The following is a 12986-nucleotide window of genomic DNA, read 5'->3' as shown; positions in this document are numbered from 1 at the left end:
CATGGTTTTCCGCGCGTTGCTCTTGTGAAATTTCATGTTTCGTCATACTCTTGTGATCACTATCACACTCATCACGCTGGTAGGCCCTGAAGATAAAGGAGTTGGGCATGGCCCTGACACAAGAATCACTCACCGCGGGGAGACAGCAACGCGAACAATTCAGTACCCGCTGGGTCTTCCTGTTGGCGGCAATCGGATCTGCCGTGGGACTCGGAAATATTTGGCGCTTTCCCTATGTCGCCTACGAAAACGGTGGTGGCGCATTCATCCTGCCGTACATGGTGGCGCTACTGACCGCAGGTATTCCGCTGTTGTTCTTTGACTACGCCATTGGACACCGCTTTAAAGGATCCCCACCACTGGCCTTCCGTCGGCTCAGCCGGTGGACTGAAGCCATCGGCTGGTGGCAGGTGATGATCTGTGCCGTGCTTGGACTGTTCTATGCCGCCATCCTGGCCTGGGCCACTTCCTATATTTGGTTCTCGGTGACCGAAGCCTGGGGAGATGACCCAGAAGGCTTCTTCTTCGCGGACTACCTGCAAGCCACAGAACAAGCCGAAGTGAGCTTCCAGATCGTTCCAGGAGTCTTCTTCCCGCTACTAGCTCTGTGGATCCTGGTGCTGACCATCCTCGCACGCGGGGTGGGCAAAGGCATCGGGGTTGCTGCCACGATCGGTATGCCTCTGCTGGTGATCATGTTCGTGATCTTAGTCGGCATTGGTTTGAGCCTGCCGGGCGCAGCCACCGGTTTGGATGCGCTGTTCACACCGGATTGGTCGGCACTGACAAGACCAGAAGTGTGGGTGGCCGCCTACGGTCAGATCTTCTTCTCCCTTTCGGTCGGCTTCGGCATCATGCTGACTTACGCTTCCTACCTGAAGCGACGCTCTAACCTGACCGGATCAGGTCTCGTTGTTGGATTCTCCAACTCCGGTTTCGAGCTGCTTGCCGGCATCGGCGTCTTCTCGGTACTGGGCTTTATGGCCCAGGCATCTGGGCTTCGGGTCGACGAGGTCGCTAGTTCCGGCATTGGTTTGGCTTTCGTGGCGTTCCCCGCCATCATTTCCGAAGCCCCCTTGGGGCTGGGCCCGATTATCGGCGTCCTGTTCTTCGGGTCGCTACTGTTTGCGGGAATCACCTCGCTGATCTCGATTACCGAAGTGGTGATCTCCGGCATTATGGACAAAACTGGTTGGTCCCGCGCACGGGTGGTGGCTATTGCTGGTGGGCTCTCCGCTGTGGTCTCGCTCCTGGCCTTCAGCACCACCTCCGGAATCCACCTCCTTGACGTCACCGACGCCTTTGTGAACAACATCGGTATTGTCGGGGTCAGCCTGGTGGCGGTCTTCGTGGTCTCCTGGGTGCTGTTCCGACTCAACGAATTCGTCGGGCACCTGAACTCGGTGTCTTCCTTCCGCCTGGGCTGGATCTACAAGATCTTGATCTCCGTGGTTATGCCAGTCGTGCTGGGTATTACGCTAGTCCAGTACATTCTGCAGGTTGTCAATGAAGGCTATGGGGGAATGCCCTCCTGGTATGTCGGCACCTTCGGATGGGGCATGTCAGCGCTACTGGTGGTGCTGGCCGTCGTGGTCGCACTGATCCCCTGGGCGAAAAACTCCGGGATGCAAGACGATCAGCACGAGCAAGATTTCGACATCAAGAACACACCCCGGCACGCAGACCAACCGGTCACTACTCAGGAGGTCAACCAGTGAGCACCATAGCAATTGTGATGATGATCATCTGCCTCGGGGTCGTATGGGGTGGCCTGGCCGTGGCGATCGTCCACCTGCGAGGCAACCCGGATGAGACCACGGGAGAGCTCGGCGCCGACGGAGCTGTTCCCCCCGCCCAGCAGATCAACCAGAGCTGACGCGCAGGTTGTCGCATCCCCATCTGTTGCGGCCTGAACCCGCTGAACCACCGGTTCTGAGAGTTACCCAGGACCGGTGGTTCAGCGGGATCGGCAGTTAAAAGCAGATGAGGAGCAGACTTTTACCCAAAAGATATCCCGCATTCTCGACAGATGTGGTTCACTGGGAGAAGATCTTCAGGAGCAAACCTGAGGCCCGAGAGACCTGAGATGTTAAGAAGGGTTACCGTGTCGAATCAGAATTACCAGCCACCGCAGGGATATCCACATCAGCAGCAACCCGGTGCTGGTGCTTCGCAACAGTACTCGGCGCCTCGTCCGGGCGTGCAGAATCTGCAAGGCGGCTCCTCCATGCCGGCCGTGGCCGTGATGATCACGGCAGCCGCCGCCCTGGTAGCCGGTGCCGGTCTGTGGGCGATGATCAACGACATTACGTATTACAACCAAACACGCGGATACATTGGTGATCAGGCGGCGAGCTTCAATATCCTCTGGAATGCGGAGTTTTTGCTCAACCTTGTTCTGAACATCGGTGGTGGAATCGTGGTGATGGTCCTGGTGCTCAGGGCCAAGGGATTGGACGGATCTCGTCCCATGTTGGGGTCGTTCACCTCCAAACACCTGGTGCAAGCCATTTCCTGGGCCATTGGCGTTTACGCGCTCTTGAACTTCATTGCTTTCGACTACTTCTACTGGGCGTCTGAAGCGTTGATGACAATCTTGCTGTTCTTGGTGGCAACAGCCTTGGTGTTGTTCGTCACCTGGCCACAACTATTCAACGGCTCCGCTAGCGCACAGCCTGCAGGAGTACAGCCAGCAACGCCACCGTACCAGCGCCATGCTTACATGGGGTCAGCCCAGCCTGTCCGAGCACAACAGCCCGTCGCCTACCAGGACTTCGGTCAGCCGGTAGCGTCTCAGCAGACCGGCTATCAGCAATTCCAACAAGGTGGCACCGACCAGGTCACACCGGGGGCACCGTCTCAGCAACAGCCCGAACCGGTAGACCCCTTTGTCGCCGCCGCGTCTGCACAGCAGAACCAGACTCAGGCCCCGCAGCAGGTTCACCAGGAGGAAGACAAGCCGTCCGGGCGTCGGGCTGCCCAGCCTTCGACTGAACAGCACGGCGAACAGCCCGGAGGCCAACCCGCTCCGACTGAAGCCGAGCCCGTAACACCGGCACACCCTGGCCAGGATGCCTCCACCGAATCCCACGACGAGACCGAACCTGACCAGAGCTGGAACCGTCCTGAAACGTCTGCCGAAACCCACGAGCCAGCAGTCGGTGTCGACCCAGTGGTCGACGCGCAGGTGGAAACCGGTGGTCGGTCCTCGACAGTCGGGGCCGACTCAGCACTTACCTCGGGCGGACTGACTCCCGCCGACACCGCCCAGCCGTTCTGGTTTGCGGTCTACACGCCCCGCCGGGCCGTGACTGAGCAGGGCGAACCGGCATTCGCGCTGGAACCGGGCCAGTGGATTCTGGCCTTGGAAGACCGTGGACACGAATTCCTCGTGCAATCCTACGATGGACAGCGTGGTCTGTTGCGTGAGCTCGAGGGGATTGAACGGGCACCGCAACAGTGACCGCTCGTGATCCCGAGGATGAAACACCACTAGCTCGAAAGCGTCGCGCTCGGAAAATCAATCGGGTGTTGGCGGAGTTCTTCCCTTATGCGGTCGCGGAACTGGATTTTGACAATCCCTTTGAGTTGCTGGTGGCCACCGTCCTGTCAGCCCAAACCACCGATGTGCGGGTCAATTCCGTTACCCCGGACCTTTTCGCCCGATTCCCGGATGCCGAAGCGCTCGCTATGGCCGATGAACGCGAAGTCCAAGAGTTGATCCGGCCGACCGGTTTTTATCGGTCCAAGACGAGCTCGATTATGAAACTCTCCCAAGCGCTGGTGGAGAAGTTCGCCGGATCGGTCCCGGACAATCTCAAGGATCTGACTAGCCTGCCCGGGGTGGGACGGAAAACCGCCTTCGTTGTGTTAGGCAACGCTTTTGGCAAACCCGGTCTGACCGTCGATACCCACTTTGGTCGAGTGTCCCGCCGTCTAGGCTGGACCACCGCTGAAGACCCCGTCGCTGTGGAAACCGCGGTGGCAGAGCTGTTCGAACCCCGCGAGTGGATCATGCTCTCCCACCGGCTGATTTTTTTGGGCCGGCGCATCTGTCACGCGCGAAAACCGGCCTGCGGGGCCTGCCCGGTCGCCCGCTGGTGCCCTTCGGCCGGGATCGGCCCGTTGGACCCCTACAGTGCCAGTAGGCTGTTGAAGTATGAGCTAGCACCTGGGCGCGAAGAACTCCATCAGCGCATGCTCGAAGGAGCAACCCGTCGCCAGCTCCGTGCCGAGGGCTACTCGCTACAGGCCTAACTCCGCCACGATGACAGTCTGCACCACCCGCACCTCAGGAGGCGACCCAGCCCGTGCAGCCCGAGAAGACCACCCTGGAGACCGTCCAACAAGATTTGGTGGACCTGGTCAGTCGCTACGGCACGCTCAACGCGGAGCTTCCCGAGTGCGCATTTAGCACGCCCACTAAGGAACTCGATCCACGGGGTTTCCGATTTCCCCGCATGACCACCGAGAACGCCACACCGTCGGCGGTGCTGATTCTCTTCGGCGCCCTCGACGACGTGCCGGCCGACTATCGGAGCGAGACGGTGCCTAGTTCACTGGATGTCTTGCTCACCCAACGCGCCGTGACCTTACGCAAACACCCCGGCCAGATTTCCTTCCCGGGTGGTCAGCGCGATCCTGCCGATGCCGATGACACCGCCTGTGCATTGCGGGAAGCTAGCGAGGAAACCGGCCTCGATCCATCCTCCGTCACCGTGTTGGGACAACTACCCACCGTGGGACTGCCCGTGACCAATTTTTCGGTCACCCCAGTCATCGGATGGTGGTCCACCCCCGGCAGTGTTGACGTGGTCGACGATCATGAAGCGACCCGCGTTTTTCGCGTCCCCGTCGCCGATCTGATCGACCCCGATCACCGAGTCTCGGTGCTGATGACCTCACCGCAGACCGGAGAACTTCTCCGCCCGGTCATGCCCGGATTCCTCGTGGCCGACACGCTGGTGTGGGGGTTTACCGCCTTGCTCATCGACCGCATCCTGGATCTTCTGGGATGGACGCATCCTTGGGATCGGGCCCAGTGCGTAGACGTCACCGGGTGGGACGCGACGCAACCCGCCCCGAAAATTTTTACCTGCCACGAGCACCTGTCTGACTAGCTGGGGCCGTCACGGCGCGACCCGCCCGTCCACAGTTGGACGGCGAGCGACGATCCTGTTCCACAGTCGCGGGCACCTGCTGGGACGGGCCTGGCTGTGCCAGGCACAGTAGAGGGCATGAGAGCACTCCCGAAACGTCCGCGTCACCAGCGCGCTATCGCAACAGCGACGATAGACCGCCCGAGCAGGCTCAGTGCCGAACAGCAACAGACCTACCGTTACCTGCTGGGGTTATTAGCCAGCCTGGGTATTGAGATTCTATCCGGTGACACGGCCACAGCACCCCAGCCGTCCTCGGCGCGACAGATGCAACCACGCCAGCTCCAAATCCGGCTGAACTCAGGTCATCACCGCAGGGTGAGTATTGGTCCATTCAGCTGGAGGCTACCCGACGATACCGAGGCGCTACTCGAGCATTTACACCACGACCCCGCCGACCCCGGTCACCCGCCAGGTGCTCGCGCCAAGCACCCAGACCAGGTGGTACTGGTGCGGACCACCACCGCCCCGGCAACACCCTGGGCCGGATGGAACCTTGCTCGGGTGACCCGCTACGGCGCTCCCACACTGCTGGTCGACGCCGACCCCCAGGCCGCCTGTTCGCGCGCGCTCGTGCCCCGGTTGCATCACCCCTCACGGCGGGGCTGGGTGTGCTGGGCTACCGTGCAGGACGGGCTGGCAGTTGGAGAACGATGTTTTACCGGGCTCAGCTCGCGACATCGGGACACACCGCTGGCCTTCCTGGGCTTCGAGGTTCCCGATGACACGGACTCTGTCGTGGGGGCCATGCCAGATCAGCACGATGTGGTTCAGGTTCTTGAGGCAACCGCCCGCATGGGTATCACCACGGTCACCGATGTTGGGTTCGACGCCAATCGAGCAACCGAGTTGCAGTCCCGTGGCGCCACCCTGGTTACTCTCGCCACCACCGGCGTCTCTCCCGCTGGGCTGACTCCCGACATCGTGGTGCGCTTCCCGGGCCCGGGAGGGGTGGTGCCACGTATCCGTCACCGGGTACTGCGCCTGCTGACTACCTCGCTACCCTCGACAGACCCTCCGACCATCTTCCTCCCGCTCAGTTGGGGGTGCCGTCCCCGCAATCTGGACATCACACCACAACGAAGCGACCGACGCCTCTACACCACCCTGTTTGGCCACCGGAGGTGGCCTCGATGAGACATTTCGTCCCTGACCTGCCTCCGGCTCCAGCGACTGACCGGTGGGCTCAGGCAAAACTCTGGCTGGCTTCACGCCTGGCCGGCGCCGGGGAACAATCCCAGGAGGAGCACACCGCCGAAGCCATTGGCCGACATGTCGATTCGTTGGGACCGACACACGCCCGGCATTTGATGACCCGGCTGCTCGACGACCTGCAAGGACTCGGGCCGCTGGCCGACTATCTCCGCCAGGAAGGCGTCTCCGACATCATGGTGACCGGAGAGGGGCACGTCTGGCTTGACTGCGGGCATGGGGTCGAACCCACCGAGCACCGACTGCCCCGGGCAGAGGTCATGAACCTGGCCCGGAGGCTACTTTCTCAAGGCGGACGACGCCTAGATGAGGGCCAGCCCTTCGGTGACGTGTTTCTGGCTGGGGCTCGCATTCACGCACTGATCCCACCGGTGGTGGAGCACCCTCAGCTCAGTATCCGCTTGCCCCATCCGGACACCCCGCGACTTGAGCAACTCAGTCAGCAATGGCCCCACCGCGAGTACTGGTTACGCGTGTGTGAATTCCTTGTCCAATGTCGCGCAAATGTCCTGATTTCCGGAGCCACCGGCTCGGGCAAAACGACGCTAGCCTCCAGCCTGCTCTCCACGGTGGACGACCACGAACGCATCATCACTATTGAGGACACCCCTGAACTACGTATTGACCACCCACATGTGGTCAACCTGCGCACCCGGGAAGCCAATATTGAAGGGGCCGGCGCCATCGAAACGCGGGAGCTGATCCGACAGTCGTTGCGTATGCGACCCGATCGGTTGATCGTCGGAGAGTGCCGCGGAGCCGAAATCGCCGAATTCCTTACGGCGATGAATACCGGGCATCAAGGCGCGATGGGAACCCTGCACGCCAACTCTACGGCCGATGTCCCAGCCCGCCTCCACGCGATGGGCGGTTTAGCCGGGCTTTCCCCAGAGGTCCTCACCCTGCAAGCCCGGTCAGGCGTCGACGTGCTGATGCATATCTGCCGAGACGAATATGGCCGGCACCCCGCCGAATTAGCCGTGCTGGCGCCGGAAGAACGAGCCGGTCAAGCCTTGACAGTACTACCGGCTCTGACGCAACGCGGTAGCACGCTGTATGAAGGCCCGGGCCTGGCCGTCGTCGAACAACTGGGCACCAAACCAGAATGGAAGGGGCTGCCCCGATGAGCCGAACACCAACCACGCTCGCCCACCGTAGCAAAAACCTCCTCGCCACTACCCCGCTCGGCCCATTGCTGGGCCTAGCCGAACCAGGAGAACTGTCCGAAATTATCGAGATGCTCCGCCAAGCCGCCGCGTTGCTGGATGCCGGACGCGACCCCCAACGTGTCTGGAGCGAACTAGCCCTAGGTTACCCGGCGTGCCCACGCTCCGTAGCTACCGACGATACCGACCCGCGATGTTGTCTGCACCATACCTTGGCAGCCCAGCAGGGATTGGAAGTCCTCGCCGAAACCCCACTACAACACGTCACCGGTCCAGGAGAACCACACTATTGGCAACAGATCAGTGGCAGCCTCGAACTCGCCAGAGATACCGGAATGAAACTCTCCACACTGCTCAGCCGACTTGCCGACGCTCTTGAAGCCGGAGAAGATGTACACCAAGCTCGGCAAACCGCGGCCGCCGGGCCACGTTCGACAGCCACACTTTTGGCGTGGCTTCCCGTAGCGGGCATGGCCCTGTCCGCGATGATCGGGGTCACTGTCTTCCACCTGTTACTCGAACCGATCGGGTGGGTGCTGTTGGCCACTGGCATAGGCCTGGCCACGCTAGGTCGGTGGTGGAGCCAACGGCTGGTGAAAGAGGCCCAGAATGTCTGAAAGGTCTCGCGATTACCTGGACCCCGCTCTAGCCATGGACCTGTTAGCTGCGTTGTTGTCCTCCGGCATCGGTCTGGCGAGCGGTCTGCAACACATCGGTACGCGTTTTCCCCAAGCCCGCGAGCTCTCCGAGGTCGGGCTTCGGCTCCATCACGGATTCAGTTGGCAGCAAGCCTGGGAACCGGTTGCCGGTATCACTGAGTACCAGACCCTGGCCGAACACCTGTATTTCCCGTTTACAGCCGCCGTCCCTAGCGCCACCGTGATTCGCGGGGCGGCCTCCAGCCTGCGTCGACACCGACAACGAGCCGCCGAGAAACGCGCAGCCGAGCTGGGCATCAAACTCGTGGTGCCCATGGGCGTTTGTCTGCTTCCCAGCTTTATCTGCCTGGGCGTGATGCCACTGGTGGTCACCCTGTTTCCCGACGTGATGAACCTATAACTGAATAGTCCCTGTCCGTCAAACAACATCACAACATCCCATACAACAGAAAGGAGCTCGTCATGAGCGACCACATCCTGTCCTCGCACAACACTGCTGCTGTTTCCGACCAGGAATTTCAGGTTGATCTCAGCGACGAATCTGGAGCTCAAACCGCCGAATACGGCATCGTGATGCTCGCCGCCGTAGGATTCGCCGGCTTGCTGGCCGTCATTCTCTCGGGTGGGGCCGTCCAAGACCTGCTGAATGGTCTGGTTGAGCAGGCCTTGCAGTTCTAAAACGGCGGTGTGAATCGGGTTGCCGTGGCATTCAGCGGTGAGTGCCACGGCAACCCGGCCACCATATCTCCATCTGACAACCAGCCACGATGTGGCCCGGAAGGTAGGGACGACGATGTCTCAGGCATTTAGATACCGAGTAGGCCGAGATACTGGGTCGGTGACCGCGGAATTCGCGGTGGTGCTCCCAGTCGCCATGATAGTGGCGGCGATGCTGGTCAACGCCGTGGTGATCGGTGTCCAACAAGTTCGGCTCGAGCAAGCTGCCGCCGCGGCAGCTCGAGAACTGGCCCGTGGGGAGCCCGCCGATGGGGTGACAGCTACCGTATCGCGGATGGCGGGAAGCCAGGCCTCCGCCCAGCAGGAGATCTCCGGTTCGTGGGCCAGCGTTACCGTGTCGAGGCCCACCCCGGGTCCGGTTGGCTGGCTCAACATCGGCACGTTGGAAGCTCGTGCTCATGCACCGTATCAGTGGGTGATTTCCCCATGAACATCCCACCAGCGTCATGGGACGACCAGCAGGGTTCTGGCACCGTTGTGGTGGTTGGCATCATCGGCTGTTTAGCCACACTGCTTATAGGAGGGTTGATGCTCGTCCAAGCCACGGTCGCTTCCTCGCGGGCTGCTGCGGTCGCAGACCTAGCAGCCTTGGCTGCCGCCGATGCTGCCCGGTCACTGATTCCAAGCGAACCGTGTCAGATTGCCGAACAGACCGCAACGCGCCATCACGTCAGGATGGAATCCTGCCAGTGGGAATCCGACGATACGGTGCGGGTCTCGGTTACCAATGAGCTCGTCGCCGGTTCCGGGACCCTCGGGTTGGTCGCAACAGCGGAATCACGGGCTGGCCCTGACCGGATGATGGAAGGTACCGCAACAGATGAGTGAGTACTGCCACGGCCCCGGGTTTATCCAAGGGCGAGTTACGGTTCCCACATTTAGGTGATTGCACGCAGGAAGGGCATCCTTGCTCGCATTCACAGGCCAGAATTGCGTCACGGGTGGCCTTGACCCACATCCGCGCCGTGTTAAAGCCACGACGAGCGAATCCCGCCCCACCGGGGTATCCATCGTAGATAAAGACCGTGGGTTGGGAGGTGTCCGGGTGCAACACCATCGAGACCCCTCCGATATCCCACCGGTCGTTGGAGGCCACCAGTGGCAACATACCAATCATTGCATGTTCAGCAGCGTGTAATGCTCCAGGCATCCGGTCGGTGGTCAGCCCTGCGGCGATCAGCTCGTCGGAGCTTGTGGAAAACCACACCGCTTCGGTGAACAGCTCTTGTGCGGACAGTTCGAGTGGTTCTTCTCCGAGTATTTGAGAAGTGATCACTTCTCGCCGCTGGTAGGACACGACTCGGGTCGTGACCTTGACGTTGCCGAGGTTCCAGGTCAGTCGGGTTGGTTGTGTCGCCGAGTCCGGAACGACTTGTTCGAGCGTGTTGAGAATCGCGACCTGTGTGGTTTCTCGAGCCTGGGTGTAGAAATTGGGTTCAGCACGAACGACGAGCACTACCCCGTTGTCCTCATCGAGGACGGTAACCAGCCACGTGCGCCCCTGGTGGACATACACCGCTCCGGGGTGGGCTTGGGAATGTGATTGTTCGGCGCTGATGGTACCTAAAACGGTGCCGGTCTCTTCGTCGACGATCTCCAACGGCGCTCCGCCGATATCGCGCAACCCGATCGTTGCGGCCGGCCGGTCGGGGTGGGTCCAGAACCAGCCGGCGGGACGGCGCCGCAGATAGCCTTCTGCGGTGAGGTCCTCAAGGAGGCGGTGAACGTGTTCTTCGGGACCAAAATCTGGCAGATCCTCGGGGGTGAGTGGAAGTTCAGTGGCCGCCGCGCACAGGTGTGGACCGAGAATATAGGGGTTCGTGGGATCAATAACCACGTCTTCGACCCCAATGTCGAAAATTCGTTCCGGGTGATGCACCAGGAAGGTATCTAGCGGATCCTCACCGGCCACATAGATAGCCAAAGAATCTTGACCGCTACGACCGCTACGTCCCAGTTGCTGGAAAAAGCTGGCGCGGGTGCCAGGCCAACCGGTAATGATCACCGCATCCAGCCCCGAAATATCAATGCCAAGTTCCAAAGCGGGCGTGGTGGCCACCGCCAGGAGCTTCCCATTGTCTAAGGCTTGTTCCACCTCGCGCCTTTCCTCCGGCAAGAGTCCAGAGCGGTAGGCTGCTACCCGCGAGACAAGATCCGTCTTTACCTCGCTGAGCTGTCGCTTGGTCGATTGCGCCATGGCCTCCGCCCCGCGACGGGAACGGATGAAGGCCATGGATCGAATCTGCTGGATGGCGAAATCAGTGAGAAAGTCTGCTCCAGTAGAGATCAGCGAACGACGCCGTTGAGCACCGTGTTCTCCGGTGTCATCGGAGAATTCGGGCTCCCAGAAGCCCACTGAGACGGCGCCGTGCCCGGATGTATCACAGGTGACTGCTCGCACCGGTGCGCCAATGAGTTCTGCGAAACTCGTCGCGGGATCCGAGGAGGTCGCAGAGGCACCGATGAAATGCACGTCGGTGTTGTGATAGTGAGCGCAGACTCTGCGCAGACGGCGCAACACTACCGCCACATGAGAACCAAATACGCCGCGATAGGAGTGGGCCTCGTCGATGATCACCCACCGCAATCGCCGGAAAAACCGGGTCCACTGGTGGTGCTGGGGCAAAATCCCAAGATGCAACATGTCCGGGTTCGTGAGCACAATATTGGCGTGGTCGCGTACCCACCGTCGAGTCTGCGGATCCGTATCGCCGTCGTAGGCTTCAGGGCGTAAGCCGGCCCGGAGACGATCTGCCAGCTGGGACCAGGACACCAATTGGTCGGCACCCAGCGCCTTGGTTGGAGCGAGATACAGTGCCGTCGCTGTCGGGTCCGCGAGAACGCTGGAAGCCACCACGGCCTGGTATGCCAATGATTTTCCCGAGGCGGTTCCGGTGGCCAGAATGGTGTGCTCAGACCCGAGAGCTATCTCGATGGCCTGAGCTTGGTGTAACCACGGGCGGTGAATCCCGCGGTGTGCAAAGGCCTCACGGACCGCTTCAGCAATACCCTGTGGCCAGTCGGCATAAGTTGGTTCGCGTGCGGGAATGTAACGACCGTGGACGAACTGGGCCGGCACTGTGGAATATCCCAGGGCCTCTCGCAGCTGATTGAGCGCAAGACGTTCTGCCGCCTGCCCAGCACTATCCGGGCAACCAGACAGATCGCGGTCAGCGGAGTCGGGATCGTCGAGCGGGTGGATCCTGTGTGCTCCTAGACCTGGAAATGCTCGTGAGTCTGAACATGGTCATCGGAGACATCAGGGTGAGCTAACACCACGACGTCGGCGAGCGGAGTCCAGCCCAGGTGCTTGTACAGTGCCTGACCATCGGCCCCGGCAATGAGGAGGCCTTCTTCGACGGCTTCTTCCAAGGCCAGGGAGCCAAGGTAACGCATCACCAGTGAGCCCAGTCCCTGACGACGGAACTCGGGGTTGGTCCAGATCCGGTCAAAGACGGCGTGTTGACCGACGACACCCACACGTCCGCGAGCGGCGGTGTGGTCCGGACCGGTGGGGTGCTCGTCGGTGGTGATAAAGCTCAGTGAGTACCACCCGTCCTGCCGACGGACATCGGCGATGAACTCGTCGGGGACAACAGGTTCTTCCACATCGTGGCTGGCCATGTCAGTGACCATCAGCTTCTCACCCACACCGATGGCCTTCAGGCCGGTTTTTTCAGCCAGGCGTTGAGCGGCGGCCTCGGCGGGCTCAGGTTGCGCGGGCAGATCGGAAGCAACGATCAAACGACGGGTGGGGTGCTGTTTGATTTCATCGGCCACAGTATTCAATACGTGGTCGTCGGTGTTCGCGATGACGTACTCCCACAAGTCTTCGGTCGCATCATCAGAGATGGCCGGTCGCAACGCAGCGTGGATTTCTCCGTGGGACGTCAGGTGGTGGTTCCGGATACGGGCGCGCCCTGTCAGCCAATTGGTGACAAGTTCGTCAGTCAGCGATGAGGAGATAGCCATGACATTAAGCATACCTGGCAGGGCCGGCCAGGCCCACACACGTAATCAACTTGAGATGAAAAGATTTGTCGTTGTGTCTT

General features: G+C 60.9%; 14 protein-coding genes. 12 read left to right on the top strand and 2 right to left on the bottom strand.

Translation table 11 applies throughout. From position 1 onward, the window contains the following. Window positions 1-107: 107 nt before the first annotated feature. The 12 genes from DCC25_RS04120 to DCC25_RS04065 all read left to right on the top strand — a co-directional run bounded on the left by DCC25_RS04120 (window position 108) and on the right by DCC25_RS04065 (window position 9762). Window positions 108-1718: a sodium-dependent transporter gene (locus DCC25_RS04120; protein WP_110100690.1), complete on the top strand. Its 1611-nt coding sequence runs from the start codon at window positions 108-110 to the stop codon at window positions 1716-1718. Beyond that, window positions 1715-1876, top strand: coding sequence for a methionine/alanine import family NSS transporter small subunit (locus DCC25_RS04115; RefSeq protein ID WP_110100689.1), 162 nt, complete (start codon window positions 1715-1717; stop codon window positions 1874-1876). The genes DCC25_RS04120 and DCC25_RS04115 overlap by 4 nt, the downstream gene beginning before the upstream one ends. Window positions 1877-2104: 228 nt before the next feature. Next, window positions 2105-3463: a hypothetical protein gene (locus tag DCC25_RS04110; RefSeq protein ID WP_110100688.1), complete on the top strand. Its 1359-nt coding sequence runs from the start codon at window positions 2105-2107 to the stop codon at window positions 3461-3463. Next, on the top strand, window positions 3460-4257 hold the full coding sequence (gene nth / locus DCC25_RS04105) for an endonuclease III (protein ID WP_110100687.1): 798 nt from the start codon (window positions 3460-3462) through the stop codon (window positions 4255-4257). Before DCC25_RS04110 ends, nth begins: the two co-directional genes overlap by 4 nt. Window positions 4258-4310: 53 nt before the next feature. Then, window positions 4311-5120, top strand: a complete 810-nt coding sequence (locus DCC25_RS04100) for a CoA pyrophosphatase (protein WP_233487902.1) — start codon at window positions 4311-4313, stop codon at window positions 5118-5120. A gap of 117 nt (window positions 5121-5237) precedes the next feature. Next, entirely contained in the window at window positions 5238-6296 is a 1059-nt protein-coding gene (locus DCC25_RS04095) for a hypothetical protein (RefSeq protein ID WP_110100686.1), read from the top strand. After that, window positions 6293-7498, top strand: a complete 1206-nt coding sequence (locus DCC25_RS04090) for a CpaF family protein (RefSeq protein ID WP_110100685.1) — start codon at window positions 6293-6295, stop codon at window positions 7496-7498. Before DCC25_RS04095 ends, DCC25_RS04090 begins: the two co-directional genes overlap by 4 nt. Beyond that, window positions 7495-8154: a type II secretion system F family protein gene (locus DCC25_RS04085; RefSeq protein ID WP_110100684.1), complete on the top strand. Its 660-nt coding sequence runs from the start codon at window positions 7495-7497 to the stop codon at window positions 8152-8154. Before DCC25_RS04090 ends, DCC25_RS04085 begins: the two co-directional genes overlap by 4 nt. After that, window positions 8147-8596 (top strand): type II secretion system F family protein, encoded by a 450-nt coding sequence (locus DCC25_RS04080; protein WP_110100683.1) that lies wholly within the window; start codon window positions 8147-8149, stop codon window positions 8594-8596. The genes DCC25_RS04085 and DCC25_RS04080 overlap by 8 nt, the downstream gene beginning before the upstream one ends. Before the next feature lie 62 nt (window positions 8597-8658). Continuing rightward, window positions 8659-8874 carry a DUF4244 domain-containing protein gene (locus DCC25_RS04075; RefSeq protein ID WP_110098009.1) on the top strand — a complete coding sequence of 72 codons (216 nt, stop codon included), beginning with the start codon at window positions 8659-8661 and terminating at the stop codon, window positions 8872-8874. 115 nt (window positions 8875-8989) lie between these two features. Continuing rightward, window positions 8990-9364, top strand: coding sequence for a TadE family type IV pilus minor pilin (locus DCC25_RS04070; protein ID WP_136088979.1), 375 nt, complete (start codon window positions 8990-8992; stop codon window positions 9362-9364). Beyond that, entirely contained in the window at window positions 9361-9762 is a 402-nt protein-coding gene (locus DCC25_RS04065; RefSeq protein WP_110100682.1) for an Rv3654c family TadE-like protein, read from the top strand. The genes DCC25_RS04070 and DCC25_RS04065 overlap by 4 nt, the downstream gene beginning before the upstream one ends. On the opposite strand, the gene DCC25_RS04060 is transcribed toward DCC25_RS04065, so the two are convergent. Both DCC25_RS04060 and DCC25_RS04055 read right to left on the bottom strand, forming a co-directional pair. Next, window positions 9656-12013: a DEAD/DEAH box helicase gene (locus DCC25_RS04060; protein WP_233487901.1), complete on the bottom strand. Its 2358-nt coding sequence runs from the start codon at window positions 12011-12013 to the stop codon at window positions 9656-9658. The two genes, DCC25_RS04065 and DCC25_RS04060, sit on opposite strands and share 107 nt — an antisense overlap. 134 nt (window positions 12014-12147) lie before the next feature. Continuing rightward, window positions 12148-12906: a GNAT family N-acetyltransferase gene (locus DCC25_RS04055; RefSeq protein ID WP_158278511.1), complete on the bottom strand. Its 759-nt coding sequence runs from the start codon at window positions 12904-12906 to the stop codon at window positions 12148-12150. Between the last annotated feature and the right edge of the window lie 80 nt (window positions 12907-12986).

The sequence above is a fragment of the Auritidibacter sp. NML120636 genome, from assembly GCF_003185945.1.
Classification (GTDB): domain Bacteria; phylum Actinomycetota; class Actinomycetes; order Actinomycetales; family Micrococcaceae; genus Auritidibacter; species Auritidibacter ignavus.
Note: the sequence above shows the minus strand (reverse complement) of the source record. Positions and strands in the feature narration are given on the sequence as shown.

Excerpts from the sequence above, each read along its gene's own strand:
- DCC25_RS04055 (WP_158278511.1), bottom strand. The coding sequence starts at position 12,906 with ATGGCTATCTCCTCATCGCTGACTGACGAACTTGTCACCAATTGGCTG.
- DCC25_RS04075 (WP_110098009.1), top strand. The coding sequence starts at position 8,659 with ATGAGCGACCACATCCTGTCCTCGCACAACACTGCTGCTGTTTCCGAC.
- DCC25_RS04070 (WP_136088979.1), top strand. The coding sequence starts at position 8,990 with ATGTCTCAGGCATTTAGATACCGAGTAGGCCGAGATACTGGGTCGGTG.
- DCC25_RS04090 (WP_110100685.1), top strand. The coding sequence starts at position 6,293 with ATGAGACATTTCGTCCCTGACCTGCCTCCGGCTCCAGCGACTGACCGG.
- DCC25_RS04085 (WP_110100684.1), top strand. The coding sequence starts at position 7,495 with ATGAGCCGAACACCAACCACGCTCGCCCACCGTAGCAAAAACCTCCTC.
- DCC25_RS04080 (WP_110100683.1), top strand. The coding sequence starts at position 8,147 with ATGTCTGAAAGGTCTCGCGATTACCTGGACCCCGCTCTAGCCATGGAC.
- DCC25_RS04065 (WP_110100682.1), top strand. The coding sequence starts at position 9,361 with ATGAACATCCCACCAGCGTCATGGGACGACCAGCAGGGTTCTGGCACC.
- DCC25_RS04095 (WP_110100686.1), top strand. The coding sequence starts at position 5,238 with ATGAGAGCACTCCCGAAACGTCCGCGTCACCAGCGCGCTATCGCAACA.
- DCC25_RS04120 (WP_110100690.1), top strand. The coding sequence starts at position 108 with ATGGCCCTGACACAAGAATCACTCACCGCGGGGAGACAGCAACGCGAA.